Here is a 26,590-nt window from a genome sequence, read left to right on the forward strand (position 1 = left end):
ACGGAGTCCCCAGGGGATCCGCGCCCGGGCTACCCGATGCTGCGCGTGGCGAAGGTCCCGAGGTCACGGCAGACCTCGTACGAGGCGGTCACCGGACGCTCACGGAGGATCTGCCGGGCCCGGTACTCGCCGAGGCTCATCGCGTACCACGGCAGCCGGCCGCCCTTCGACAGCTCGTTGTTGATCCCGCGCAGGGCGCAGGAGCGGCGGGGTTCGGGCAGCCGGTCCAGCGCGGGCACGGCGTCCGCGGACAGGGACTGGAAGTAGGCCAGGTCGATCTTGCCCGCCTGCTCGAAGCGGGCCACGTTCCTCTCCGCGACCATCCCGTCCGGGGACAGCAGCCCGAACGCCAGGACGGCGGCGGCCGCGCTCCCGGCGACGGCCCGCGGCAGCCAGCGGGCGCCGAACACGCCGGCAGCCATGATCAGCACGATGACCAGTCCGAGCCAGAGCTCCATCGCGGCCACCGACACGCGTAGCCGCGTCAGCCCGTACGCCTCCACGTACAGGTCCATCCGGCGCAGCGCGGAGGCGACGACGACCAGGGTCAGGGCGCACAGCGTGCCCAGGACGACGCGGACGAACCGCCGGTCGCCGGCGCCTGAGCGCGGGGCCCAGCGCAGGGCGAGCGCGATCACGGCAAGGGTCAGCAGCGTGGCCCAGAGCAACTGCCAGAAGCCCTGGCGGGCGTACTGGGAGTGGGTGAGCCCGGTGCTCTCCAGGACCTTGTCGTAGCCGCCGAACAGGACGGCCAGCTGGACGGTGTTGAAGCCGGCAAAGAGCAGGTCGAGCACGACCAGCGGCAGGGCCCATTCGACACGGGAGCGCGGCTTGCCGGGCCTCACCCGGATCCGGTCCCAGCGCGAGGGCGCGGCGGCGGCGCGCGCGGCGGCGAGCGCGAGCACGGCGCCGAGCAGGAAGAGCACGAGGCGCAGCGGGCCGTCGCCCACGGAGACATCGGGGGTGAGCCCGCCCAGCAGATCCGCGAAGGCGGCGTCGGCGGACGCGAACAGGGCGCCGAAGAGCACCAGCAGCACGACGGCCACCACAGCGGCCTTGGCGACGGGCACCCAGCGGTCGCGGTCGACCCCGCTGCCGCGCGAGCGCAGCCCGCTCCAGGCCCAGCGGATCCCGAGCACCCCGGCGTCGACGAAGCCGAGCGGGCTCAGCAGGACGCCGGGCCAGGTGCGGCTGCCGTGCAGGGCCAGCGCGCCGAGCAGGACGGCGGCGAGCAGCGCGAGGGCGGACGGCCAGCCGGCGTCGCGCAGCGCGGGTACGGCGAGCAGCGCGACGCAGCCAATCGCCCAGGCCACGGTCCAGGGGCGGGCGGTGCGCCGGGCGGCCCGGGCGGCGGCGTACGCGGCGGCGATGGCGGGAACGACGGCGAGCAGCAGACCGGGGCCGAGGCCGTCGCCGAGGAAGAGGGCCGCGGCGAGGCCGGCGGCGACGGCGCAGAGCAGGACGGCGGTGGGCACGGGCGCCGCCCGGGCGGGGCGGGCCGCTTCGGCCCACGCGACCGGTGCGATGGACCAGGCCCCGGACTTGGCCCGCTGCTGCCGGACTTGATAGGCCTCCCACGCTTTGGGGTCCCAGCCGGTCGGCGCCTTCGGGACGGCCTGTGCGTCGGCCTCCGCGGCCGGGCCTGCGGGCGGGTCTGCAGGCGGGTCTGCAGTCGCACCCGCGGTTGCGGCGCGGGTGTCAGGTGCGGCAGGTGTGTCAGCTGTGGCCTTGGTGGCGGGCCCGCCCGTTGCCGGCGTCGGCCGCGGCGAGTCCCCGGTCGCGTCCCCGCGCGCGCCGTCGGAGTTTTCTGACATCGGGTTCCCCTCCCCTGTCGGCCGCCCCCGTCGTCACGACGGAGACGGCGAAGCGGACAGGGTAGGCCCGTGACGTGCGGCTTCAGCCATACCGGACGAGCCCCTGTGGCAGGACCGTGACAATCGGAACGGGGCATGTCGCCCGATGGGGGGACGCCCGCTCGCCCGGCCGGCAGACCCCTCGGTCGGCCGTCGACCGCCGGGCCGCCAGACGTGGACCCGTCGGGCCGCCAGACCCCCCGGTCGGCCGTCGACCGCCGGGCCGCCAGACGTCCACCGCCGGGCCGCCAGACGTGGACCGCCGGTTGCCGACCGTCGGCTAGTGCGCCGCCGTCTCCGGCAGCCAGGCCGGCAGGGCCTCCGTACGGGCCAGCCAGGCCGCGGGCAGCACCGCGTCGCCACGCGCCCCCAGCACCCCGCCGACGATCGCGCAGGTGGTGTCGACGTCCCCGCCCACCTGCGCGGTGGTCCAGAACGCCCGCTCGAAGTCCTCCAGCGACCGCGCCGCCGACCACAGGGCGAACGGCACGGTGTCATGGGCGCTGGTGCGCCGCCCGCAGCCCAGCACCGCCGCGACCGTCGTCGCGTCGCCGTAGTCCAGCATGTCCCGCGCGCGCCGCAGTCCCGCGCCCACGGCGCTGCGCGGCACCAGGGCGATCACGCCGTCCAGCAGGTCCGCGGCCTTCGGCGGACCGGCCGGAGCCGCCGCCAGGCTGGCTGCCGCGGCGACGGCCATCGCTCCGCAGACCGCCTCGCGGTGCTGGTGGGTGGTGTAGGCGGAGATCTCCGCCTGGTGGATGGCCTGCTCCGGGTCGTCTGCGTACCAGGCGCCCAGCGGTGCGATGCGCATGGCCGCGCCGTTGCCCCACGAGCCCTGCCCGTTGAACAGTTCGGCGGCCAGCGTGCGCCAGTCCTCGCCCTCCCGGACGAGGCGGAGCATCCGGTTCACGGCGGGCCCGTAACCGCGGTCGAAATCGTGGTGGTGGGCGAAGGAGCTCGCCAGGGCGTCCTGGTCGATGCGTCCGTGTGCGGCGAGGACGGCGACGACGGAGCAGGCCATCTCGGTGTCGTCGGTCCACTGCCAGGTCCCGGTGCCCGCGGGCAGCTCGCGGCGCTTGAGGAGGGGGTAGTTCACGGGGACGAAGTACTGGGAGCCCAGGGCGTCACCCAGAGCCAGCCCGCGCAGGCTGGCCATGGCGCGTGCGTAGCGCCTTTCGGAAGAGGAGTCAGCGGTCATCCCGGGCCACTCTAGCCGTCCAGGTCATAAGGCTCAGGTGTGGTCCACCGCTCAAACGGGCGGTCCATGCGGTACCGGCCGTCCGGTCCCAGCAGGAGCACCCGGAATTCGCCGTTCCCTGGGTTGGACAGGGCCTCGAACTCGGCCACCGACCAGTGGAACCAGCGCATGCAGAACAGCCGCATGGTCAGCCCGTGCGTCACGAGCAGCACGTTCGGCGGGTGGTCCGGGGCCTCGAAGCTGCGGTACAGGCTTTCCAGGAAGGAGCCGACGCGGTCGTACACGTCCGCCCCCGATTCGCCCTGCGCGAAGCGGTAGAAGAAGTGCCCGTACGCGTCGCGGTACGCCTTCTGCAGCCGTACGTCGTCCCGGTCCTGCCAGTTCCCCCAGTCCTGCTCGCGCAGCCTCGGCTCCTCGCGCATCCGGACCCGCCCCGGATCCAGCCGGAGCTCCCGGAAGGTCTGGAGGGTCCGGCGGTACGGGGAGACGTACGCGCTGATCGACTCCTCGCCGAACAGCTCGCGCAGCCGTACGCCGGCCTCCGCGGCCTGTTCGCGCCCCTGGGGGGTCAGCCGCAGGGCGTGGTCGGGCTCCCGTTCGTACACCGTGTCATCGGCATTGCCCTCCGATTCTCCGTGCCGGACAAGGACGATGCGCCGTGGTCGTGCCATTCCACGACCCTATTCGGCCACCGGCGAGCAGGTCACCCGGGCTCGCCGGTCGACCGGTCGTTCGTCGTACGGTCATACCGTCCAGGCGGGTTCGAGGTCGACGACGTCACCGGTGAGGGCTTCCACGTCGGCCTCGGTCTGGGCGCGCAGCGAGAGCCGCTCGACCCGCTCCTGGCGGTATTTGCCGTGCTCGCCGGCGGCGTGCCACATCGACAGCACCAGGAACTCCCGCCCGGGGGCCTCTCCGAAGAGGCCCCGGATCATTCCCGGCGAACCGGCCATGGCCGGGTTCCACACCTTCTCCTGCATGAGGGCGAAGTGGTCCACGCGCCCCTCCCGGACCCGTGTGTGGGCCACGCGTACGACGTCCGCGTCGGTGAACCGCGGCTCGAAGCCGGTCTTCACGTCGAAGCGGTGGTCGAAGAGCGTGACCCGCGCATTGGTGTAGGTGCCGGCCTGGGACGCGGCCAGCCGGTCGTGCGACCGGGCCATGAAGGAGTCGTAGAAGGAACGGCTCTCCCAGAACGCGAAGACATGCGCGACCCCCTGACGCCCCCGGCTCCAACCGCCGCCCTGTCCCCGGAATCCCGGCTCGCCAGGCAGCCCCGCCCATTTGCGCTGCCCGCGCTCGAACCCGCGTCGGTCCGTCACCGTGCAGCGAATCCACTTGACCAGCACCGCGCCATCGTACGGGCCCGGCGCGGCCCCGGTCAGTCCCCAGCGCGGTTGATCCGCACCAGTACCTCCGCATCCCGCCCGGACAGCCGAAGCCCGAACTCCCGGTCGAGCAGCGCGAGCAGCCCGTCGGGGTCCACGGAGTGCCGCTCCACCCGCCCGTCGGAGTGCAGGCGGGTGAACTCCCGCCCCACGAGCGCCCTGCGGACGGGAGCGCCCGGGTGCTGGACGACGATCCGTCCGACGAAGGCGGAGCGGGGGTGGGTGGAGCTGTAGTGGTTGAGCAGTACGTAGTCGACGGGGTGGTAGCGCTGCGGGGAGAACGCGTACAGGTCCCGCCAGGCGCCCTCGCGCAGCATGCTCAGCGCCAGGATCCCCTCGCCCTCCTCCCGGACGGCGTAGGACCACTCCCCCTGGACCACTTCGGTTCCGGGCCGCGCCAGCGGGACGGGCTCGCGCGGCCCCTGGTGGCCGAACCCGGCGTCGCAGAGCCAGCGTTCGCCCTCGACGGTGACGACGAGTACGGCGTGCGTCACCGCGAGCAGGGAGTCGCCCCGGGTGCGGTTGCGGGCGCCGCGACCGCAGACCTCGAAGCCGATCCGCTCCAGGGCGGCGGCCAGCAGCGAGTTCTGCTCGTAGCAGTACCCGCCGCGGCGGCCGTGCACGAGCTTGTCCTCCAGGGCCTTGACGCCGAGCTCGACGGGGCGACCGAGCAGCACGTCCAGGTTCTCGAAGGCGATGGCATCGGTGTGGGCCCGGTGCACTGCGTACAACGTCCCGAGGTCCGCCCGGAGTTCCCCGTCCTCCCCGACGGGCCCCTCGTAGCCGATCCGTTCCAGATAGGCATCCAGATCCAGCTGGTCACCGCTCCACATGTCTCCCCGCTCCCGCTCACCGGTCCGCGGACGCCCACCGGCCCCGCTCCGCCCAATGATCACCACGGCGGCACCGCGCGCCAACCCCACGACGAAGGGGACCGGCATCGGCCGGTCCCCTTCGTGAACTGCTGGTCAGCTACTTGTGCGGGCTACGCCCGGTGTCAGCTGCAGCCGCTGGTCGAGCCGCAGCCCTCGCAGATGTAGCAGGAGCCTGCGCGCTGCATCTTGGTACCGCAGGAGAAGCAGAGCGGGGCGTCGGCGGAGACGCCGAGCTGCATCTCGACCAGTTCGGCGTTCGAGTGCGCCGTCTTCGGGGCCTGGACCTCGACGACCGCGACCGGCTTGGGGGCAGCCGGGACGGCGGCCAGCGGGGCGGACTGGGCGAGGGACTCCGTGTCGAGGTCCTCCTCCAGCGGCTCGTACGAACCGGTGTCGAGGTGGCGCTGACGCTCCTCGGCGGTGTGGATGCCGAGCGCCGAGCGGGTCTCGAAGGGCAGGAAGTCCAGCGCCAGGCGGCGGAAGATGTAGTCGACGATCGACTGTGCCATCCGCACGTCCGGGTCGTCCGTCATGCCGGCCGGCTCGAAGCGCATGTTCGTGAACTTCGAGACGTACGTCTCCAGCGGGACGCCGTACTGCAGACCGACCGAGACGGCGATCGAGAAGGCGTCCATCATGCCCGCGAGGGTCGAACCCTGCTTGGACATCTTCAGGAAGACCTCGCCCAGGCCGTCGTCCGGGTAGGAGTTCGCGGTCATGTAGCCCTCGGCGCCACCGACCGTGAAGGAGGTGGTGATGCCCGGGCGGCCCTTGGGGAGGCGCTTGCGGACCGGGCGGTACTCGATGACCTTCTCGACCGCGGCGCGGATGGTGTCCTCCGCCTTGGCGGTGACCTCCTCCTTCTCCTCTTCCTTCTTCTTCGCGGAGAGGGGCTGGCCGACCTTGCAGTTGTCGCGGTAGATCGCGAGCGCCTTGACGCCCATCTTCCACGCCTCGAAGTAGATCTCCTCGATCTCCTCGACGGTCGCCGACTCCGGCATGTTGACCGTCTTCGAGATCGCGCCGGAGATCCACGGCTGGATCGCGGCCATCATCCGGACGTGGCCCATCGGGGAGATGGCGCGCTCGCCCATGGCGCAGTCGAAGATCGAGTAGTGCTCGGCCTTCAGGCCCGGGGCGTCGACCACCACGCCGTGCTCGGCGATGTGGGCGACGATCGCCTCGATCTGCTCCTCCTGGTAGCCCAGGCGGCGCAGGGCCTGCGGGACGGTGCCGTTGACGATCTGCATCGAGCCGCCGCCGACGAGCTTCTTGAACTTGACCAGGGCCAGGTCCGGCTCGACACCGGTGGTGTCGCAGGACATCGCGAGACCGATGGTGCCGGTCGGCGCGAGGACGGAGGCCTGGGAGTTGCGGAAGCCGTTCTTCTCGCCGAGGCGCAGGACGTCCTGCCACGCCTCGGTGGCCGCGGCCCAGATCGAGTTGTCCAGGTCGTCGGTGCGCGGCGCGACGGCGTTGGCGTCGGCGTGCTGCTTCATGACGCGCTTGTGCGCCTCGGCGTTGCGGGCGTAGCCGTCGTACGGGCCGACGATGGCGGCCAGCTCGGCGGAGCGCTTGTACGCGGTGCCGGTCATCAGCGAGGTGATCGACGCGGCGAGGGTGCGGCCGCCGTCCGAGTCGTAGGCGTGCCCGGTCGCCATCAGGAGGGCGCCGAGGTTGGCATAGCCGATGCCCAGCTGGCGGAAGGCGCGGGTGTTCTCGCCGATCTTCTGCGTCGGGAAGTCCGCGAAGCAGATCGAGATGTCCATCGCGGTGATGACGAGCTCGACGACCTTGGAGAAGCGCTCCGCGTCGAAGGACTGGTTGCCCTTGCCGTCGTCGTTCAGGAACTTCATCAGGTTCAGCGAGGCGAGGTTGCAGGACGTGTTGTCCAGGTGCATGTACTCGCTGCAGGGGTTGGACGCGGTGATGCGGCCGGACTCGGGGCAGGTGTGCCAGTTGTTGATCACACCGTCGTACTGGATGCCCGGGTCGGCGCAGGCCCACGCGGCCTCGGCGAGCTTGCGGAAGAGCGCCTTGGCGTCGACCTTCTCGATGACCTCGCCGGTCATGCGGGCACGCAGACCGAACTCGGTGCCGTTCTCGACGGCCGTCATGAACTCGTCGTTCACACGGACGGAGTTGTTGGCGTTCTGGTACTGGACGGACGTGATGTCGTCGCCGCCCAGGTCCATGTCGAAGCCCGCGTCACGCAGGGCGCGGATCTTCTCCTCTTCCTTCACCTTGGTCTCGATGAAGGCCTCGACGTCCGGGTGGTCCACGTCCAGGACGACCATCTTGGCCGCGCGGCGGGTGGCGCCGCCCGACTTGATCGTTCCGGCGGACGCGTCGGCGCCGCGCATGAAGGAGACCGGACCGGAGGCGTTGCCGCCGGAGGAGAGGAGCTCCTTGGAGGAGCGGATGCGGGAGAGGTTCAGGCCGGCGCCGGAGCCGCCCTTGAAGATCATGCCCTCTTCCTTGTACCAGTCGAGGATCGACTCCATGGAGTCGTCGACCGACAGGATGAAGCAGGCGGAGACCTGCTGCGGCTGGGGCGTGCCGACGTTGAACCACACCGGCGAGTTGAAGCTGAAGATCTGGTGCAGGAGGGCGTAGGTCAGCTCGTGCTCGAAGATCTCCGCGTCGGCGGGGGACGCGAAGTAGTCGTGGTCCTCGCCGGCCTTCGTGTACGTCTTCACGATGCGGTCGATGAGCTGCTTCAGACCGGTCTCGCGCTGCGGGGTGCCGACCGCGCCGCGGAAGTACTTGCTGGTGACGATGTTGACCGCGTTCACCGACCAGAAGTCGGGGAACTCGACGCCGCGCTGCTCGAAGTTCACCGAACCGTCGCGCCAGTTGGTCATGACGACGTCACGACGCTCCCAGCTCACCTCGTCGTACGGGTGCACGCCGGGGGTGGTGTGGATGCGCTCGATCCGAAGGCCGCTCTTGGCAGTCTTGGTCCCCTTGGCGCGGGAACCTCGTGCCGAGCCGCTCGCCGTCTCTGTCATGCCGCTTCCTCCCATATGCGGGCAAAAACGCCCTAAAGTGCCAGCGTTATTCCGCGGCACGGTCTGACTTGTATCTACGTGTCTTCACCTGAGCTGCCCGGGCGGCCGCGCTGCACTGCGGCCGGACGGTCAGTCGGCGGCGGAGGCGGGCACGGGGACCGCACCGGTCCCGCGGGGCTCGCACTCTTCGGGGTGAGTCCGTGGCACGCGGAGTTCCGCGATGGCGGTCTCGAAGTCTTCGAGCGTGTCGAACGCCTTGTAAACGGACGCGAACCGGAGGTACGCGACCAGGTCGAGCTCCTGCAACGGGCCGAGTATGGCCAGACCCACGTCATGGGTGGTCAGCTCGGCGCTTCCGGTGGCGCGCACCGCCTCCTCGACCCGCTGGCCGAGCTTGGCGAGGGCGTCCTCGGTGACCGGCCGCCCCTGGCACGCCTTGCGCACGCCGGAGATGACCTTGGTCCGGCTGAAGGGTTCGGTCACCCCGCTGCGCTTGATCACCATCAGCGAGGCCGTCTCCACCGTCGTGAAGCGACGGGAGCAGTCGGGGCACTGACGGCGCCGACGGATCGACGTGCCGTCGTCCGTGGTGCGGCTGTCGACGACGCGGCTGTCAGGGTGCCTGCAGAAGGGGCAGTGCATGGTTCCCTCACCCTCCCTCTTGGCACGACTGAATCACCTCGCGAGGCCCCTGAACGACGGAGACGGGTCTACGTCGGGGGCTTGCGAAGCAGCCACCAGCATATGCGATGCCGAGGACCTCGGAAGACCGAGGACCACAACTTCTGGGCGGCAGCGCTCATCCAACCACTAGATCTTGGGTTGTGGTGGATTTGCTTCGTTCCGCGTGTCGCCCCGCCCGATGACCGGGCCGAGGCCTTCCCGGTGCCACACTGGGCACAGGACCGGAAGGCGGCGATCCGACCGGGAAGGGTACCGTAAACAGCGGATGCGGGACCGAACCCGCGTTCGGCGGACCGATCGTCCATACACCTCTTGATGTGACCGCGGTGGGCGATCTGCGATTTTTCACTCGAACGTGTGTTTGGCGCAACCTTTCGAAAGCAACTACCGTTGTCCAGCTAGGGAGAACATTTCGAGAGGGGCCGCCGACGTGACCACCACCGCAGACAGTGCCACCATCACTGCCCAGAACCGCTCCCAGAGCCGACTCGAGCCGGTGCATCCCATGAACGACGCAAGTCTGAACCAGGAGGCGGAGCCCGCGCGCCCCGCTCGCTCCCTTCCAGGGCGACCTCCAGGCATTCGCGCCGACAGCTCCGGCCTCACGGACCGGCAGCGGAGGGTCATCGAGGTCATTCGCGACTCCGTGCAGCGGCGGGGCTACCCGCCGTCGATGCGGGAGATCGGCCAGGCGGTCGGCCTCTCCAGCACGTCGTCGGTCGCCCACCAGCTCATGGCCCTGGAGCGCAAGGGCTTCCTCCGCCGCGACCCGCACCGCCCCCGGGCGTACGAGGTACGCGGCTCCGACCAGCCCAGCTCGCAGCCCACGGACACCACCGGCAAGCCCGCCGCCTCGTACGTTCCCCTGGTCGGCCGGATCGCCGCCGGCGGACCCATCCTCGCCGAGGAGTCGGTGGAGGACGTGTTCCCGCTCCCCCGCCAGCTGGTCGGTGACGGCGAACTGTTCGTCCTCAAGGTCGTCGGCGACTCGATGATCGAAGCCGCCATCTGCGACGGCGACTGGGTCACGGTCCGTCGCCAGCCGGTCGCGGAGAACGGGGACATCGTGGCCGCGATGCTCGACGGCGAGGCCACCGTCAAGCGCTTCAAGCGGGAGGACGGCCATGTGTGGCTGCTCCCGCACAACGCCGCCTACCAGCCGATCCCCGGCGACGAGGCGACGATCCTCGGCAAGGTCGTCGCCGTACTGCGCCGCGTCTGACCCGGCGCCCCCATCCGGCTCCGGGACCCACTGCGCCGGTCCCGGAGCTGCTGTTTCCCTCTGCCGCTCGGCCGCCCGCCCACCCTTAGGTCTGGCCAGGCCCCGGCCCAGCCCCTGCCCGCACTCGACGGCAGGGGCTCTTTGGGTTTACCCCCCTGGGGGGAAACCCAAAGGTGGGCTATTTGCCGTCCGCCTGCGCGGCCGCGTCGATCGCCGCCAACGAGCGCCGCGCCTGGTTGCGGTCCGTGGTGTACCAGAAGTCCGGCAGCGTGGCCCGCAGGAAGCTCCCGTACCGGGCCGTGGCCAGCCGGGGGTCCAGGACGGCGACGACACCCCGGTCGCCGCCGGCCCGGACGAGACGGCCCGCTCCCTGGGCCATCAGCAGGGCGGCGTGCGTGGCCGCGACGGCCATGAACCCGTTGCCGCCGTGCTCCTCGACCGACTTCTGCCGGGCGCTCATCAGCGGGTCGTCGGGGCGCGGGAACGGGATCCTGTCCATGACCACCAGCTGGCAGCTGGGACCGGGCACGTCCACGCCCTGCCAGAGCGACAGCGTTCCGAACAGGCAGGTCTTCGGGTCCGCCGCGAACGCCTTGATCAGCTCGCCCAGCGTCTCCTCGCCCTGGAGCAGGATCGGGTTGTCGAGCCGGCCGCGCAGTTCCTCGGCGGCCGTCTTGGCGCCCCGCATGGAGGAGAACAGTCCGAGGGTGCGGCCGCCGGCCGCCTCGATCAGCTCGGCGAGCTCGTCCATCATGTCGCCGCGGGTGCCCTCACGGCCTGGCGTCGCCAGGTGCTTCGCCACGTAGAGGATGCCCTGCTTGGGGTAGTCGAAGGGCGAGCCGACGTCCAGGCCCTTCCAGACCGGCGCGTCCTCCCCCTCGACCCCCTCCGGGGACAGGCCCAGCGAGGCCGCCACTCCGTTGAAATCGCCGCCCAGCTTGAGCGTCGCCGAGGTCAGGACCACCGAGCGGTCCTCGAACAGCTTCTCGCGCAGCAGCCCGGACACCGACAGCGGAGCGACCCGGAGCGTGGCCCCGAAGCGGTCGTGCCGCTCGTACCAGACGACGTCGTACTCGGAGCCGAGCAGGATCCGCTCGGCCACGCCGTGGACGCTCTCGACCGCGGCCAGGGCCTGCTTGCGGACGGCGTCCTCGTCGTGGACGGACTTGTCGCGGGTCGCGCCGATCGCCGAGATGACGTTGCGGGCGGCATCCCGCAGGGCCGCCAGCGCGTACCCGAGGTCCTCGGGGACCTGCTCCAGCCGGCCCGGAAGGGCCAGCTCCATGACCCGCTCGAACGACTCGGACGCGGTCTGGAGCGCGTCCGCGGTCTTCTCGTCGACCAGCTTGGCCGCTCGCTTCACGGCGCGGTTGACCTGGCCCGGGGTGAGCTCGCCGGTGGCGACCCCCGTCACCCGGGAGACCAGCTCGTGCGCCTCGTCCACGATCAGCACCTCGTGCTGCGGCAGCACCGGGGCGCCCTCGATCGCGTCGATGGCCAGCAGCGCGTGGTTGGTGACGACCACGTCGGCGAGCTTGGCCCGCTCGCGGGCGGCCTCGGCGAAGCACTCGGCGCCGTACGCGCACTTCGTCGCGCCCAGGCACTCCCGGGAGGAGACGGAGATCTGTGACCAGGCCTTGTCCGAGACGCCGGGCGTCAGATCGTCACGGTCGCCGGTCTCGGTCTCGTCGGCCCAGTCGCGCAGGCGCAGCAGGTCCTGGCCGAGCTTGCTGGTGGGGGCGGCCGCCTCGAACTGGTCGAAGAGGCCCTCCTCCTCGTCCTGCGGCGCTCCCTCGTGCAGCCGGTGCAGGCACAGATAGTTGGACCGGCCCTTGAGCATGGCGAACTGCGGGCGGCGGCGCAGCTGCGGATGCAGCGCGTCCACCGTCCGGGGCAGGTCGCGCTCGACGAGCTGCCGCTGGAGGGCGAGGGTGGCGGTGGCCACGACCACGCGCTCGCCGTGTGCCAGGGCCGGCACCAGGTAGCCGAGGGACTTACCGGTGCCGGTGCCTGCCTGGATCAGCCGGTGCGTGTTGTCGTCGATCGCTTCGGCGACGGCTTCGGCCATGGACACCTGGCCGGGCCGCTCCGTGCCGCCGACGGCGGAGACGGCGGCATGCAGCAGGTCGGTGAGGGAGGGCTTCGTCATAGCACTCCCAACCCTACGGGTCGCCACCGACAGCGATCGCCACGACGACGGTTCACGGCCGGTACAGGGGGTTGGGCACGGTGCCGTACTCCACGGCGTGCGGGCGGTCGGGTCGGTCGCGGTAGCCGTCCTCGTACAACCGGTTCCGGTTCAGGCAGAGCCTGCCGATGCGCTCACCGAGCAGGTCGAAGAGCTCGTAGCGCTCCTTGAGCTCGGGAAAGCGGGCCTGGTGGCGCAGGATCTCCGCCCGTACGAGCGACCAGAACTCGTCCTCCGGGACACCGAGGCGGTCCTCGCACAGGGCGGACAGGTAGCGGAAGACCCCGACGAAGAGACCGGAGTGGATGTACTGGGGCAGGAAGTCCGCCGGCTTGTCGCGCAGTGCGGCGCGTACCTCCGCGGGCACGGAGGCGAGCTCCGGCAGCGGCTCGCGGCAGATGTTGACCTCGCCCACGAAGTCCTTGAGGGCGAGCCGGACCGGGACGTCCTGCTCGTCGAAGATCACGGTGGTGTTCTCGCCGTGCGGGGAGAAGACGGTGCCGTAGCGGTAGAGGAAGTGGAGCAGCGGGGGCAGCAGGGCGCCGAAGAGCCGCTGCAGCCAGCTGGTCGGCGCCAGCCCGGACCGGGCGACCAGCTCGGCGGTGAAGGACCGGCCGCGCGGGTCGACGTGGAGGAGGGAGGCGAGGGTGCGGGCCCGCTCCCCGGGGGCGAGCCGGCCGGTCAGGGGTTCGCGCCAGATCGCCCCCAGGAGCTCCTTGTACTGGTACGGGGCCTCGGGGAGCTCGTCGTAGACGGAATGGCGGACGGTGACCGAGGCGACCTCGCCGAGGAGGACGACCGCGCACTCCTCGCGGAGGAAGGGATCGGCGTCGTGCAGGGACCGGATCCAGGAGGTGACGGCGGGCGCGGCGGCGGACTGGTCGGAGGGCAGACCCCGCCAGACCAGGGTGTTGAAGACGGAGAGCGGCAGTTTGACGCTGTGCCGGTCCGGCCGGGTGAGGTTGAGGAAGGTGCGGACGGACTGCTGCGGGATGCGTATGTCGGGGTCCGCGGGGAGCGGGACCAGGGCGCCGGACGCCAGGGCGGGTGCGAACAGCGGGAGCACGATCTCGTCCCACTGCCAGGGGTGGACCGGGAGGTAGAGATAACCGAGCGGATCGAGGCCACGGGCCCGCAGGGTCCGGTCGAAGACGTCCCGGGTGACGGGGTCGAGCTCCTGGGCGTAGAGCCGCGCCGGGTCCTCCAGGCCGGCCGTGCCGCGGTAGGCCGCGAGGGAGACGTGGACGGCGAGCCAGGGCAGCCGCTGGCGGGTGCGGGCTTCGGGGGCCCAGGCCGCGGTGTCGGCGGCGGACAGTCCCAGGCGGCCCTTGTTGAGGACGAGCCAGGGATGGCCGGTCTGGTGGCCTTCGAGCTCGGCGTGGTCGAGGTCGGCGAGGACGTCGGCGGTGAGCGCGGTGTGGTCGATGCGGGCGTCGGCGGCGAGGGTGGCGCTGAGCTCGCGCACCAGGTGGCCGAGGGTGGCACCGTCGAGGCCGAGGAGGGTGCGGCTGCGGACGAGGAAGGCGTACGGGTCCGAGAACGCGGTCGGCGGCTCCGTCGACGGGGGCGGCGGGGTGAGCGTGATGGTGTCGGGGGCGACGTGCCAGCTGCCGTACGCGCGTCGGCGGGCCCGGAAGCCGAGGCTGCTGCCGTCGTCGAGGGTCAGCTGCCAGGCGCCGCCGGTGGAGTCGGCGGTCGCGGTGGCGGCGCTGCTGCCGGTGGAAGCGCTCCCGGTGGACGTCGCGGAGGCGCTGCCGGCCGGGGCGGGACTGAGGATCTCCTCGTAGGCGAACTCGCCGAGCATTTTGGCCAGCAGGCGGCGGGCGGCCCCTTCCCAGGTGGCGGTGTTGAGTTCGGGCGGAGTGCAGGGGTGTTGCGGGGACAGCGGAACGGCAGCGTCCGAGTAGGGGGTACCAGTGGAGTCGGGGGTGGCGGGGAAATTCGGCACGGGACTCCTCAAGATCGGGAACTTTGCTGCGCGACGCAGAGTTTTCGAAGGGTGAGGCGTGAACGCGAGGCCTGAAGGGGGAGGGGTGGAAGGCGAAGTGGACAGAGGGGAGGGGAGCCGGGCCGGGCCGGATGCGGGTGGGTGCGGCGGCGGGTTCCGGGCACGCGGGGCGGCGGTTCAGAGCAGATTGCGCAGCGCCCGCTCCCGGATCATCAGGGCGGCACGCTTCCCGGGAAGGTCGATCTCGGCGGAGCAGCGGAATCCGGAGTTGAGGAAGGCTGAGACGGAGGGGGTGTTGCGGATGTCCGGTTCGGCGAGGACGCGCGTGCAGCGGGGGCGGTTGTCGAGCACCAGGTCGGCGACGGCGCGCAGCAGGATGGTGCCCAGACCGCGGCCGCGGTTCGTGCCGTCTCCGATGAGCAGGTGGATACCGGTGTCGTGGGGGCGCGCCGGGTAGTGGCGGGAGAGCGGGTCGAGGTCGGCCCGGTAGATCTCCCAGTAGCTCATCGGGGTGCCGTCGAGGAGGCCGAGGCAGGGGATGCTGTGGCCGTTCCCGTCGAGCTGGGCCCGTACGTGGGCGGCGGTGACGGCGGCAGGTCCCGCGAGCTCCCAGTAAGCGGCGACTTCGGGGTCGTTCATCCAGCCGGTCAGCAGCTCCAGGTGGCGGCCGAGCCGTACGGGTTCGAGTCGGAAGGCTCCTGCTGCGGTGGCGGCGGGGCCCCATCCGGCCGGGGAGTCGAGCAGTTCGGCCTCGGCGAGCAGGGGAAGCAGCCCGGCGGTGAGCCGTCGTCCGGGGATACGGGTGCCGATGACCCCGGTGGCGGTGACCGTGGCGGTGGCAGCGGCCTTGGCCTTGCTCTTGCTCTTGCTCTTTCTCTTGGGAGCGACGGCCACGAAGTCGACCGGGGCGGTGGAGGTGTCGGTGAAGGGCATCGGCACTCAATCGTGGAGGGGGTTGGTGAGGGTGACGTAGACGGACTGGGAGTCCACGGGGCCGACGAGCTCGTCGAGGCCGCCCAGGCGGGTGAGCAGGTTCGCCTTGCAGCGCAGGGTGGGTGAGTCGAGCAGCCGTGCGGGAAGCGGTCCAAGTCCGGAGGCTTTGCCGAGGAACCGGCGGAAGCCGGCGAGCAGGACGCGCTCGTCGGCGAGCCGCTGGGACCCGAAGGCGCCGACGAGGCCGAACACGTTGTTGATCCCGAGGTAGTAGGCGAAGCGTTCGTCGGTGACGGCGTCGGAGACGAAGGTGTCGCTGGCGCTGCCGATGCCCGGGAGCCGGCGCTCCAGTTCCGCGCGGCGGGAGGCGCGGAAGTAGTAGCCCTGGTTGTCGCGGTAGCGGCCGCCGACCGGCCAGCCGGCCGGGTCGAGGAGGACCAGTGTGTTCTGCTGGTGCGCTTCGAGGGCGATGCCGGCGAGCGCGTCGAAGGCGAGGACCGGCAGGACGACGTGTTCGAGGTAGCGCAGGAACCACTCGGCCGCGACGGCGGAGGTCGGGCGTCCGGTGGTGGCGGCGAGCCGGGAGACGGTCTCGGCGAGCCGGGAGCGCATACCGGTCCGGCCCGGCCACGGGCGGGGCGCGGTGAGTGCGGCGATGCAGACGGCGTCGTCGTGGAAGCGGAAGGGGTTGTGTCGCAGGACGGTGTCGAGGCCGGGGACGGGGGTTCCGTCCGGGGCGTCGACGGCGATCCAGGCTGGGTCGCGCACGATGTCGAAGCCGGGGTGGGCCGCCTGCCACTGTTCCGCGAGGCCGGTGCGGAGCAGTCGGTGCACCTCGACGCCACGGTGGAGTTCCTTGCGGAGGTTCTCGCGGCGGGAGTTGGTGATGCGCAGGCCCAGGGAGAGCTTGAGCATCGCGGGTGCGCCGGGGCGGTGGACGGTGCGGACGGAGGAGGTGGGGTACCAGGGCTCGCCGTACGGGCCCAGGTCGTGCAGGAGTCCGGCGTCGCGGAGGGCGGCGACGCCGGGACGCTGGAGCAGGTCGCGGGCCTGCCACGGGTGCAGGGGAAGGGGGGTCGCGCCGTCGGGCAGCGGTAGCCCGGGGACGAGCCGGCCCAGGAGCCGGGCGGCGGAGACGGGGCGGCCGCGTTCGGTCCAGGCGGAGTCGGTGGCGAGGGCGGACGGGGCGATGGCGAACCAGTGCAGGGGGAAGGAGCCGTGGAGTTCGGGTGAGTACCGGCGTACCTCGGCCTCGGAGAGTCCTTCGCGGCTCTTCGGGTCCGGTTGGAGGGGGTGACCGAGGAGGAGGGACTGTTCGGCGGTGAGGAAGAGGTCACCGGCGACGGGTTCGGGCGGGGTGGGCCGCTCGCGCCGGTCGGCGATGAACTCGGTCGTGCGGCGGACGGAGTCGGCGACCCGGCCGACGAGATCGGCTGCGCCGCGGCCGGAGTTGTCGCCCTCGCGGGCGAGGAGCGAGGCGAGGGTGACGGCGTCCAGCGCCGGGGCGTGTGCGGGCGCGCCTTCGAGCCGGGCGGGGGCGAAGCGGTGCCAGCCGGCGGGGGACCAATGGCGGACGGCGACGAGCAGTGCGGTGCCGGATGCGGGGAGGGGGATGCGCAGGAGGGTCCCGACGGGCCCGTCGGGACGGCCGATGCCGCTTTCGCGGACCCAGCACCGCAGCAGGTTCTCCACGGTCGCGGCCTCGGCGGCGACGGCCGGGTCGGGGTGGTCCAACAGGTCGGGCAGCAGTGCCGGTTCGGGTCCGGCCGGACCGGCTGAGCCGACCCGGGACCGGAGCGTGCCGTCCTTCTGCCGCGGGACGGTGGGCCCGCCCGCTTCCGGGCCCGCTGCCCCGCCCTCTGCCGGACCCGCCGCCGCACCGGGACCGGATACCGCCAGGTCGCCTTGGCCGACCTCCTCGACGGGCTGTTGCGGGACGAAGGCCGCCCCGGCGGCACCTGCCGTGCCCGTCTCACCCGTCTCACCCGTCGCGCCCGTCGCGCCGGGCGGCTCCTCGCCGCCGCCGAGGGCCTGCAAGGGCGCCGCCTGCGGGTCCGGGGCGGATCCCGCCTCCGTCTCGTGGTGCCCCCCTGCGCCGGGCGGGAGCTCCGGCTCGGGCGTGGTCCCCCCGAGTCCGTGGTCGGCCGAGCCGGGGCCCGGCGGGGGCGGCGGTGCCTGCGCGGAGCCCGCCGCCTGCGGCTGCGCGGCCGCGCCGCCGGGCGCGGGAGCCGTTGCGGGGCTCGTGGCGCTGCCGGTACCGGCGGGCAGCCAGGGGCCGGCCGGGCCGGGGCCCGCCGGTTCCGGCTGCGGTGTGGGATCAGCGGGGCCGGTGGGGGCCGTGCCGGGCCTGGGGGCGGGTGCGCCGGCCGGGGCGGAGTCCATGGCCTTCGGTTCCGGCTGCGGGGGCTCGGCGGGCGGCCACGGCGTTGCTGGGCCGGGGAGGCCCGAGACGGCAGTTCCCGCGTCCGGGGCGTTCCGGGCGGTCCCGCCGAGACCGGCGGGGCCGGGGGATCCGGGCTCCGGGTTCCGGGTGATCCCGGAGTCGGGGGCGGCGCTTCGGGCGGCGCTGTCCGTGGCGGGGGGCGTCCAGGGGGGTTTCTGCTCGGGGGCGCGGGCGGTCCTGCCGGGGCCGGCGGGGGCTTCGGGGTGCGGGGTGGTTCTGTCCGGGCCGTCGGGCTTGGCCTGGGGGTCGGTACCGCTGGTCCGGGCCGGGCCCCCGGGGGTGGGGGGCGGGGTTCCGGCCTCCCGCCACGGAGTGGTCGGGGCGTGGGTGGCGGGGTGCTGGGAGTCGGGCATCGCGGGTCCTTGCAGTCAGTGGGGCCGGCAGGCTGAGGCGGCGGCGGGGATGGCGTCGGCCAGCCGGTCGAGCACGGCGGAGGCCTGTTCGTCGGTGATGGTCAGCGGGGGCAGGAGGCGCACGACGCTGGAGTGGCGGCCGCCGAGTTCGACGATCAGGCCGCGGTCCAGGCACTCCTGGCGCACGGCGGCGGCCAGGGCCTGCGCCGCCGCGCCGGTGTCGGGGTCGACGAGTTCGACGCCGATCATCAGGCCGCGGCCCCGGACGTCCCCGATGCACGGGTGGGCGGCGGCCAGGCCGCGGAGCGCCGTCAGCATCCGCTCGCCCAGGGCTCCGGCGCGCTCGGCGAGACGGTTCTTCCGCACGTGGGCGAGGGTCGCCGTCCCGGCCGCCATCGCCAGCTGGTTGCCCCGGAAGGTCCCGGCGTGGGCCCCCGGGGCCCAGACGTCCAGGTCCGACCGGTACACGATCACCGCCAGCGGGAGGCTGCCGCCGATGGCCTTGGACAGGACCATCACGTCCGGCACCACCCCGGCGTGGTCGACGCCCCAGAAGGCGCCGGTGCGGCCGACGCCGGTCTGGACCTCGTCGGCGATCAGCGGGATCTCCCGGGCCTCGGTGATCTCGCGCATCCGGCGCAGCCATGCGTCCGGGGCCGGCAGGACCCCGCCCTCGCCCTGCACCGGCTCGACGATCATCGCGGCGGGCGTCGGCACCCCGCCCTTGGGGTCGTCCAGCAGGCTCTCGGTCCAACGGGCCCCCAGCCGGGCGCCCTCGGGGCCGCCGACCCCGAACGGGCAGCGGTGGTCCTGCGGGAACGGCAGCCGGGTCACCCGTACGTCCGGTGCTCCGCCCGAGGCGCCCAGCGCACCTGCGGTCATCCCGTGGTAGGCCCCGGTGAAGGCCAGCAGCCCCGCCCGCCCGGTGGCGGTGCGGACCAGCTTGAGCGCGGCCTCCACCGCGTCCGTGCCGGCGGGCCCGCAGAACTGGATGCGGGCGTCGGCGGCCAGTTCCGGCGGGAGGCAGGCGAACAGCTCGGTGGTGAAGGCGTCCTTGACCGGCGTCGCGAGGTCCAGGACGTGCAACGGCGCCCCGGAGTCGAGGACGCCCCGGACGGCTTCCAGCACCACCGGGTGGTTGTGCCCCAGGGCGAGGGTGCCGGCTCCGGAGAGGCAGTCCAGGTAGCGCCGCCCGTCAGCGCCCTCGATGGTCAGGCCCCGGGCGCGCACGGGGACGATGGGCAGCGAGCGCGCGTACGTACGGGCGGCGGACTCGCGCATCGCCTGGCGGCGCAGGATGCCCTCCGCCCCGGACGCCCCGGCCCCGCCGGCCGGCCCGCCGGACTCCGCTCCCCTGCCCCCCTGAGCCGGAACCAGAGGGGCCTGCGCGCCCGGCGGCGGAACCGGCGCGGCGGCCGCGCCCTGCTCGGTCAAAGCCACGACTGTCGGACCTCCCGCACGGACTGCTCCACCGGATTGCGCCTCGAACATGAACGCTGCTCCCCCATCCCCCGTACGTACCAACGACGGTGACGGCGGCGGATCACGGGTGGACCCAAGATCCTTGTTCTGCTCCCGAGTGCGCGGCTTCCTCCGGTTCCGGAACCGCGGCCCCGGGCTGTGCCGTCCCCAACCACAGCGGCATAGTGGGGTGCTGCACTCGGCGGCACGCACCTCGCGTGTCCCGTGTACCTCAACTGCACCGCGTCTGACGCCCAGAATCACCAGGGGGATTCACGACATGCGACCGAACCGACCGGTCACCGCGATCCTGTGCGCGGCGGCACTCGCCCTGACCGCCGCGGCCTGCGGACCCGGCGACGGGGAGGCCGGCGGCGACGCCAAGCCGACCGCGGCGGTGAGCCTCCCCACCGGGGACGACGGGACGATCAAGATCCCGGACCAGCTCAAGGAGAAGCTCAAGCAGCACGGCATCGACATGGAGAAGTGGAAGGGGGGTGCGTGGAAGAACTGGAAGCGGGAGGACTGGCTGCGCGAGGCGGGCGACTACATCAACCCGATAATCGACGGCCTGTGGGACCCGGACCGGATGCGTGAGGCCGACAAGACCCCGCAGTCCCCGGCGGTCGACCCGGACGCCGGCAAGGACCAGGGCGTCACGGACCCGACCCCGGCTCCGGTGCAGGCCAAGGCCGCCACCGCGCCGTACCACACGAGCGTTCCGGTGTCCGGCAAGGTGTTCTTCGACGGCCCCGAGGGCTCGATGGTCTGCTCGGCGACCGTGGTCAAGGACCCGGCCCACCCGGGCAAGTCCAACATGGTCTGGACGGCCGGTCACTGCGTGCACGCGGGCAAGTCCGGCGGCTGGTACCGCAACATCGCCTTCGTCCCGTCGTACAACAACGCGGGCAGGCCGGCGGCCCAGCTCAAGGGCGCCCCGCGCGACCAGGTGGCCCCGTACGGCGTGTGGTGGAGCGACTGGGCGCAGACCTCCGACCAGTGGATCGCGAACGGCGGCCCGACCGGTGGCGCGGGTGCCCCCTACGACTTCGCCGTCCTGCACGTGACGCCGGAGAAGAGCACCGGCAAGTCCCTGGAGGAGACGGTCGGTTCGGCGCTCCCCGTGGAGTTCAACGCGCCGGCGGTACCGAAGGTCGCGGGCATCACGGCGACGGGCTACCCGGCGGCGGCCCCGTTCGACGGGCAGAAGGCCTTCCAGTGCTCCGACAAGCCGGGCCGGCTGTCGCTGGCCGCGAACGCGCCGGTGATGTACCGCATCGGCTGCACCATGACCGGCGGCTCGTCCGGCGGCGGCTGGGTGGCCACGGGCAGTGACGGCAAGCCGGCGCTGGTGTCGAACACCTCGATCGGCCCCGCCAAGGCGGGCTGGCTGGCCGGGCCCCGGCTGGGCCCGGAGGCCAAGGGCGTCTTCGACGCGGTGAGCGCCAAGTTCAAGTAGGCCCCTGCATGACCGAGGGCCCCCTGCGTGCAGGGGGCCCTCGGTCTTTCCGGAGCGTCGCGCGCCACGCTTCGCCGGCTCCGTGTGTCACCGCTTCGCCGGCGTCGTGCGTCACCGCTCGCCGGCGTCCTGCGTCACCGCTCGCCGGCGTCGTGCGTCACCGCTTCGCCGGCACGTACGGCGCCAGGTCCGCCGCGAGTTCCTGGTGGACCCGCGCCTTCAGCAGGGTGCCCTCCGGGGTGTGCTCCTCGGAGATCACCTCGCCTTCGGCGTGTGCCCGGGCGACGAGCGAGCCGTGCGTGTACGGCACGAGGGCCTCGACCTCGACCTCGGGGCGCGGCAGTTCGGTGTCGATGAGCCCGAGGAGCTCCTCGATGCCCTGCCCCGTGCGCGCCGAGACGGCGATGGAGTGCCGCTCGATCCGCAGCAGCCGCTGGAGTACGAGCGGATCCGCGGCGTCGGCCTTGTTGATCACCACGATCTCGGGCACGTTGACCGCGCCGACCTCGCGGATGACCTCGCGCACGGCCGCCAGCTGCTCCTCCGGGGCCGGGTGCGAGCCGTCCACGATGTGCAGGATGAGGTCGGAGTCGCCGACCTCCTCCATCGTGGAGCGGAACGCCTCGACCAGGTGGTGGGGCAGGTGCCGGACGAAGCCGACCGTGTCGGCCAGGGTGTAGATCCGCCCGCTGGGCGTCTCGGCCCGGCGCACGGTCGGGTCGAGGGTGGCGAACAGTGCGTTCTCCACCAGCACGCCCGCGCCCGTGAGGCGGTTGAGCAGCGAGGACTTGCCGGCGTTGGTGTATCCGGCGATGGCGACCGAGGGCACCTTGTTGCGGCGCCGTTCCTGCCGCTTGATGTCGCGGCCGGTCTTCATGTCCGCGATCTCCCGGCGCATCTTCGCCATCTTCTCGCGGATCCGGCGCCGGTCGGTCTCGATCTTGGTCTCACCGGGGCCTCGGGTGGCCATGCCGCCACCGCCGCCGCCGCCCATCTGCCGGGACAGCGACTGACCCCAGCCGCGCAGGCGCGGCAGCATGTACTGCATCTGCGCGAGGGCGACCTGTGCCTTGCCCTCCCGGGACTTGGCGTGCTGGGCGAAGATGTCGAGGATCAGGGCGGTCCGGTCGACCACCTTGACCTTGACGACGTCCTCGAGGGCGATGAGCTGGCCGGGGCTGAGCTCACCGTCGCAGACGACGGTGTCGGCGCCGGTCTCGACGACGATGTCGCGCAGTTCGCGGGCCTTGCCCGAGCCGATGAAGGTGGCCGGGTCCGGCTTGTCACGGCGCTGGATGACGCCGTCGAGCACGAGGGCGCCCGCCGTCTCGGCGAGGGCCGCGAGCTCCGCGAGGGAGTTCTCGGCGTCCTGCACCGTTCCGGAGGTCCAGACGCCCACCAGCACGACGCGCTCCAGGCGCAGCTGCCGGTACTCGACCTCGGTGACGTCTTCGAGCTCGGTGGAGAGGCCGGCCACACGGCGCAGTGCGGCGCGCTCGGAGCGCTCGAACTGATCGCCGTCGCGGTCTCCGTCGACCTCGTGGCTCCAGGCGACGTCCTCTTCCATCAGGGCGTCGGCCCGGAGGCTCTCGGTGAAGCTCTGCGAGTCCTGCACGTCCCGTGCGTCCCGCGCGTCCTGGGAAGGGGAAGAAGAGGAGGTCATTGGATCCTTACGTCGATATCGAATGCGGCCGCGTCGCGCGCGGCCGGGGCCAGGCGTGACAGTGACATAACACTGTCACGTCCAACGTGTCACATCGCCGGGAGATTCCCCAGGCGTGCGGCCCCGTCGATGGTGACATGCCCGTTCCCCGCCGGTCACACGCTTTTCGGGCCGCCCCATTCCGGGTGCCCGGGCATCGCCGGGGTCGTCTTCCCGTACAGCCACGGACTCAGGAAGGCCTCCAGGTCCCGTCCGGCCACCTCCGAGGCCAGGCGTACGAAGTCCGCGGTGCCGGCGGTGTCGTCCCGGTGCCCGGCCACCCAGTGCCGCTCGACGAGGTCGAACGCCTTCTCGCCGATCTCCTGGCGCAGCGCGTACAGCACCAGCGCCGCGCCGTCGTAGACCACCGGGCGGAACAGCCCGATCTTCTCCCCGGGGGCGGCGGGCTTGGGGGCGGCCGGGGGGCCGCCGGCCGCCCGCCACTGGTCGGAGCGCTGGTACGCCTCGCGCATGCGCCGCTCCAGGGAGTACTTGCCGAGGCCGTCCGCGTACAGGGCCTCGTACCAGGTGGCGTGCCCCTCGTTCAGCCACAGGTCGGACCAGGTGCGGGGGGTGACGCTGTCGCCGAACCACTGGTGGGCGAGCTCGTGGACCATGACGGCCTCGACGTACCACTCGGGGTAGCCGTCACCGGAGAACAGGCCGTTCTCGAAGAGAGAGAGGGTCTGCGTCTCCAGCTCGAACCCGGTCTTCGCCCGCGCGATCAGCACCCCGTAGTTCTCGAAGGGGTACCGGCCGACGCGCTGCTCCATCCACTGGACGTGCCCGGCGGTCTTCTTCAGCCAGGGTTCCAGCCGCTTGCGGTCGGCGGCCGGGACGACGCTGCGCAGGGGCAGGCCGTGCGGGCCGGCGCCCTCCACCACGGTCGAGGAGCCGATGGAGACCTGGGCGAGCTCGGTGGCCATGGGGTGCAGGGTCCGGTACGTCCACGTCGTCGCGCCGGCGGCGCGGGGAGCCGGGAGGGCGCCGGGCACCCCGTTGGCCACGGCGGTGAGACCGGCCGGGGCGGTGATCCGGAAGGTGAAGTACGCCTTGTCCGACGGGTGGTCGTTGCACGGGAAGACCCGGTGGGCGGCGTCGGCCTGGTTGGCCATGGCCAGGCCGTCCTCGGTGGGCACCCAGCCGCCGTCGGCGATGCCGCGCGGGTCGCTGGTGTGCCGGATCTCGATGTGGAGCGGCACGTGCGCCGCGACCGGCCTCGCCGGGGTGAGCACGAGGTCCTCCCCGGCGCTCTCGAAGCGCGCCGCCTCGCCGTTGACCTCGGCGGACGCCACCGTTCCGTGGGTGAAGTCGAGGTTGATCCGCTCCAGCGGCTCCAAGGCGCGGGCGTCGATGACGGTGACCGCGTCGAGCGGGCTCTTGTTGTCCTTGTACGTGAAGGACAGGTCGTACGAGAGGACGTCGTACCCGGGGTTCCCGAGCTGCGGGAACAGCGTGTCGCCGATGCCCAGCGGCTTCGGCGGGGGCAGCACGGCGGCGACGAGGGTGAGGGAGGCCGCGGCGAGCAGGGCGGCGCGCAGGCGCGGGGAGGAGAGCTGCATCCCCCACCGCTACCAGCGCCCGACGCGTGCCCGGGCACGACGCGCGACGCTTCCACCCGAACGGGACCTTCCGGCAGCGCCCGGCCCAGTCGGGAAGCGCCGCGCGGCCGATCCCGCCCAAGGGCCGGGCGCTCAGGCCCGGCGGACGTCGTAGACGCCCGGCACGTCCCGCATCGCCCGCATCAGGGCGGGCAGTCCGGTCGCGTCGGGCAGTTGCAGGGTGTACGTGTGGCGGACCCGCTGTTCGACGGGCGGTTCCACGGTCGCGGAGACCACTTCGACCCCTTCACGGGCGATGGCCTCGGTCAGGTCGGCCAGCAGGTGCGGGCGGCCGAACGATTCGGCGAGCAGGGTGACCCGGCAGTCGGCCGTGGCCCGCCAGTGCACCGCGACGGAGGTCCGGCCCAGCGCGCGCATCTGGGCCACGTACGCGCAGTGGATGCGGTGGACGGTGACGGCCCCGCCCCGTACGACGAACCCGGCGACGGCGTCCGGCGGTACGGGGGTGCAGCAGCCGGCCAGCCGTACGGTGGCGTCCGGGAGGTCGGCGACGGCGTTGCCGCCGCCGCCGCGGGCGCCGACCACGGACAGCGGTGCCCGGGCCGGGGTGGTGGTGGGGTTGGCCGAGTCGGGATGGGCCTGGAGCCAGCTGCCGATGGCGATCCGGGCGGCCGGGGTTTTGGCGTGCTCCAGCCAGTCGGCGGCGGGGCCCGAGGAGGCGTCGTGGGCCAGCAGCAGCTGGACGGTGTCCCCGTCGGAGAGCCGGGAGGCCAGTGAGGTGAGGCGCCCGTTGACCCGGGCGCCGATACAGCCGTGGGCCGCCTCGCCGTACTGGGCGTAGGCGGCGTCGATGCAACTGGCCCCGGCGGGCAGGCTGATCGTGCCGGGGGTGCCGCCGTCGGCGCGGAAGACGGTGATCTCCCGGTCCTGTGCCAGCTCGGCGCGCAGCACGCTCCAGAAGGTGTCGGGGTCGGGTGCGGACTGCTGCCAGTCGAGGAGGCGGGAGAGCCAGCCGGGCCGGGTCGGGTCGACCCGCTCCTCGTCGCAGTCGGAGGTGTCGGCCGGGGAGCCGGGGTCCGCGGGTGCGGTGGCGTACGGGTTGCCGAGGGCGACCACGCCGGCCTCGGCGACCCGGTGCATCTGGCGGGTGCGGACGATGACTTCGGCCACGTACCCCTCGGGCGTGGCGACGGCGGTGTGCAGCGACTGGTAGAGGTTGAACTTCGGGGCGGCGACGAAGTCCTTGAACTCCGAGACGACCGGGGTGAAGCAGGTGTGCAGCTCGCCCAGGACGGCGTAGCAGTCGGCGTTCTCGCCGACGAGCACGAGGACGCGGCCGAAGTCGGAGCCCCGCAGCTCGCCGCGTGTGCGGGAGATCCGGTGCACGGAGACGAAGTGCCGGGGGCGGACGACGACTTCGGCGGCGATGCCGGCCTCCCGCAGCACGCCGCGTACGGAGTCGGCGATGGCGGGCAGCGGGTCGCCCTCCCCGGCGTGGGCCGCGATCAGCGCGCGGGTCTGCTCGTACTCCTCGGGGTGCAGGATCGCGAAGACGAGGTCTTCCAGCTCGGTCTTGAGGGCCTGGACGCCGAGCCGTTCGGCGAGCGGGATCAGGACGTCCCGGGTGACCTTGGCGATGCGCGCCTGTTTCTCGGGGCGCATCACGCCGAGGGTGCGCATGTTGTGCAGCCGGTCCGCGAGTTTGATGGACATGACGCGGACGTCGTTGCCGGTGGCGACGAGCATCTTGCGGAAGGTCTCGGGTTCGGCGGCGGCCCCGTAGTCGATCTTCTCGACCTTGGTGACGCCGTCGACGATGAAGGCGACCTCGTCGCCGAATTCGGCGCGGACCTGATCGAGGGTCACCTCGGTGTCCTCGACCGTGTCGTGGAGCAGAGAGGCCGTCAAGGTCGTGGTCTCGGCGCCGAGTTCGGCGAGGATCAGGGTGACGGCGAGCGGATGTGTGATGTACGGCTCACCGCTTTTGCGCATCTGGCCGCGGTGCGAGGACTCCGCGAGCACGTACGCGCGGCGCAGGAGGGACAGGTCCGCGTCCGGGTGATGGGCGCGGTGCGCCTCGGCGACGTGGCCGATGGCATCGGGGAGCCGGTCTCGGGATGTGGGCCCGAGAAGGGCCGCGCGCCCGAGTCGTCGCAGGTCAAGGCGGGTCCGGCCTCGTCTGCGGAGTTCGGGGCGCGCTTCGGGACGTGCTTCGGGGTTCGTGGCCTCTGCACTCATGGGCACCTCCGGCGGCTTCGACCGGCGGTGGCGGGCATGGGGTGAGCCCTCAGGGCCGGTGTCTGATGTTAC

At 72.5% G+C, this 26,590-nt stretch carries 17 protein-coding genes; 2 read left to right on the plus strand and 15 right to left on the minus strand.

From position 1 onward, the window contains the following. Positions 1-29: 29 nt before the first annotated feature. The 7 genes from ACIPK4_RS34495 to nrdR form a co-directional block, all read right to left on the minus strand. On the minus strand, positions 30-1,814 hold the full coding sequence (locus tag ACIPK4_RS34495) for a DUF4173 domain-containing protein (protein WP_402320347.1): 1,785 nt from the start codon (positions 1,812-1,814) through the stop codon (positions 30-32). Between the two features lie 319 nt (positions 1,815-2,133). Beyond that, positions 2,134-3,051 carry an ADP-ribosylglycohydrolase family protein gene (locus tag ACIPK4_RS34500; RefSeq protein ID WP_402320350.1) on the minus strand — a complete coding sequence of 306 codons (918 nt, stop codon included), beginning with the start codon at positions 3,049-3,051 and terminating at the stop codon, positions 2,134-2,136. Between the two features lie 11 nt (positions 3,052-3,062). Further along, positions 3,063-3,722 carry a histidine phosphatase family protein gene (locus ACIPK4_RS34505; RefSeq protein WP_402320353.1) on the minus strand — a complete coding sequence of 220 codons (660 nt, stop codon included), beginning with the start codon at positions 3,720-3,722 and terminating at the stop codon, positions 3,063-3,065. A gap of 72 nt (positions 3,723-3,794) precedes the next feature. After that, on the minus strand, positions 3,795-4,400 hold the full coding sequence (locus ACIPK4_RS34510; protein ID WP_054227532.1) for a YdbC family protein: 606 nt from the start codon (positions 4,398-4,400) through the stop codon (positions 3,795-3,797). Between the two features lie 32 nt (positions 4,401-4,432). Further along, complete coding sequence (locus ACIPK4_RS34515; RefSeq protein WP_402320357.1) at positions 4,433-5,272, minus strand: arylamine N-acetyltransferase; 840 nt, start codon at positions 5,270-5,272, stop codon at positions 4,433-4,435. 164 nt (positions 5,273-5,436) lie between these two features. Next, entirely contained in the window at positions 5,437-8,325 is a 2,889-nt protein-coding gene (locus ACIPK4_RS34520; protein ID WP_402320360.1) for a vitamin B12-dependent ribonucleotide reductase, read from the minus strand. Positions 8,326-8,454: 129 nt separating this feature from the next. Continuing rightward, a complete protein-coding gene (nrdR, locus tag ACIPK4_RS34525; RefSeq protein ID WP_402320363.1) occupies positions 8,455-8,967 on the minus strand; it encodes a transcriptional regulator NrdR in 513 nt (170 codons plus the stop codon). Between the two features lie 472 nt (positions 8,968-9,439). Here nrdR and lexA point away from each other — a divergent pair, with 472 nt between their 5' ends. After that, the gene (gene lexA / locus ACIPK4_RS34530; RefSeq protein ID WP_054227536.1) at positions 9,440-10,231 is read left to right on the plus strand and encodes a transcriptional repressor LexA; all 792 of its coding nucleotides are present in this window, start codon (positions 9,440-9,442) and stop codon (positions 10,229-10,231) included. A 178-nt stretch (positions 10,232-10,409) separates the two neighbouring features. Here the strand turns inward: lexA and ACIPK4_RS34535 are convergent, their stop codons facing one another. The 5 genes from ACIPK4_RS34535 to ACIPK4_RS34555 form a co-directional block, all read right to left on the minus strand. Further along, positions 10,410-12,380 (minus strand): ATP-dependent DNA helicase, encoded by a 1,971-nt coding sequence (locus ACIPK4_RS34535; RefSeq protein ID WP_402320366.1) that lies wholly within the window; start codon positions 12,378-12,380, stop codon positions 10,410-10,412. 52 nt (positions 12,381-12,432) lie between these two features. Further along, complete coding sequence (locus ACIPK4_RS34540) at positions 12,433-14,367, minus strand: IucA/IucC family protein (RefSeq protein ID WP_402320369.1); 1,935 nt, start codon at positions 14,365-14,367, stop codon at positions 12,433-12,435. A gap of 177 nt (positions 14,368-14,544) precedes the next feature. Then, positions 14,545-15,300 (minus strand): GNAT family N-acetyltransferase, encoded by a 756-nt coding sequence (locus ACIPK4_RS34545; protein WP_402320372.1) that lies wholly within the window; start codon positions 15,298-15,300, stop codon positions 14,545-14,547. 6 nt (positions 15,301-15,306) lie between these two features. Beyond that, positions 15,307-17,199, minus strand: coding sequence for an IucA/IucC family protein (locus ACIPK4_RS34550; protein ID WP_402320487.1), 1,893 nt, complete (start codon positions 17,197-17,199; stop codon positions 15,307-15,309). Positions 17,200-18,111: 912 nt separating this feature from the next. Beyond that, entirely contained in the window at positions 18,112-19,587 is a 1,476-nt protein-coding gene (locus ACIPK4_RS34555; protein WP_402320375.1) for a diaminobutyrate--2-oxoglutarate transaminase family protein, read from the minus strand. A 250-nt stretch (positions 19,588-19,837) separates the two neighbouring features. Here ACIPK4_RS34555 and ACIPK4_RS34560 point away from each other — a divergent pair, with 250 nt between their 5' ends. Further along, positions 19,838-21,016 (plus strand): trypsin-like serine peptidase, encoded by a 1,179-nt coding sequence (locus tag ACIPK4_RS34560; RefSeq protein ID WP_376196433.1) that lies wholly within the window; start codon positions 19,838-19,840, stop codon positions 21,014-21,016. Between the two features lie 157 nt (positions 21,017-21,173). On the opposite strand, the gene hflX is transcribed toward ACIPK4_RS34560, so the two are convergent. The 3 genes from hflX to ACIPK4_RS34575 all read right to left on the minus strand — a co-directional run bounded on the left by hflX (position 21,174) and on the right by ACIPK4_RS34575 (position 26,518). Further along, on the minus strand, positions 21,174-22,679 hold the full coding sequence (gene hflX / locus ACIPK4_RS34565) for a GTPase HflX (protein WP_402320379.1): 1,506 nt from the start codon (positions 22,677-22,679) through the stop codon (positions 21,174-21,176). 155 nt (positions 22,680-22,834) lie between these two features. Further along, on the minus strand, positions 22,835-24,280 hold the full coding sequence (locus ACIPK4_RS34570) for a M1 family metallopeptidase (protein ID WP_402320382.1): 1,446 nt from the start codon (positions 24,278-24,280) through the stop codon (positions 22,835-22,837). Positions 24,281-24,412: 132 nt separating this feature from the next. Further along, complete coding sequence (locus tag ACIPK4_RS34575; RefSeq protein WP_402320385.1) at positions 24,413-26,518, minus strand: RelA/SpoT family protein; 2,106 nt, start codon at positions 26,516-26,518, stop codon at positions 24,413-24,415. Between the last annotated feature and the right edge of the window lie 72 nt (positions 26,519-26,590).

The sequence above is a fragment of the Streptomyces sp. NPDC086989 genome (assembly GCF_044745505.1).
In the GTDB taxonomy this organism is placed as follows: Bacteria; Actinomycetota; Actinomycetes; order Streptomycetales; family Streptomycetaceae; genus Streptomyces.

What these genes read in the sequence shown, in the direction of transcription:
- ACIPK4_RS34495 (WP_402320347.1), bottom strand. Translation starts at nt 1,814, where the DNA reads ATGTCAGAAAACTCCGACGGCGCGCGCGGGGACGCGACCGGGGACTCG.
- ACIPK4_RS34500 (WP_402320350.1), bottom strand. Translation starts at nt 3,051, where the DNA reads ATGACCGCTGACTCCTCTTCCGAAAGGCGCTACGCACGCGCCATGGCC.
- ACIPK4_RS34505 (WP_402320353.1), bottom strand. Translation starts at nt 3,722, where the DNA reads ATGGCACGACCACGGCGCATCGTCCTTGTCCGGCACGGAGAATCGGAG.
- ACIPK4_RS34515 (WP_402320357.1), bottom strand. Translation starts at nt 5,272, where the DNA reads ATGTGGAGCGGTGACCAGCTGGATCTGGATGCCTATCTGGAACGGATC.
- ACIPK4_RS34520 (WP_402320360.1), bottom strand. Translation starts at nt 8,325, where the DNA reads ATGACAGAGACGGCGAGCGGCTCGGCACGAGGTTCCCGCGCCAAGGGG.
- nrdR (WP_402320363.1), bottom strand. Translation starts at nt 8,967, where the DNA reads ATGCACTGCCCCTTCTGCAGGCACCCTGACAGCCGCGTCGTCGACAGC.
- ACIPK4_RS34535 (WP_402320366.1), bottom strand. Translation starts at nt 12,380, where the DNA reads ATGACGAAGCCCTCCCTCACCGACCTGCTGCATGCCGCCGTCTCCGCC.
- ACIPK4_RS34545 (WP_402320372.1), bottom strand. Translation starts at nt 15,300, where the DNA reads ATGCCCTTCACCGACACCTCCACCGCCCCGGTCGACTTCGTGGCCGTC.
- ACIPK4_RS34555 (WP_402320375.1), bottom strand. Translation starts at nt 19,587, where the DNA reads ATGTTCGAGGCGCAATCCGGTGGAGCAGTCCGTGCGGGAGGTCCGACA.
- ACIPK4_RS34560 (WP_376196433.1), top strand. Translation starts at nt 19,838, where the DNA reads ATGCGACCGAACCGACCGGTCACCGCGATCCTGTGCGCGGCGGCACTC.
- hflX (WP_402320379.1), bottom strand. Translation starts at nt 22,679, where the DNA reads ATGACCTCCTCTTCTTCCCCTTCCCAGGACGCGCGGGACGCACGGGAC.
- ACIPK4_RS34570 (WP_402320382.1), bottom strand. Translation starts at nt 24,280, where the DNA reads ATGCAGCTCTCCTCCCCGCGCCTGCGCGCCGCCCTGCTCGCCGCGGCC.
- ACIPK4_RS34575 (WP_402320385.1), bottom strand. Translation starts at nt 26,518, where the DNA reads ATGAGTGCAGAGGCCACGAACCCCGAAGCACGTCCCGAAGCGCGCCCC.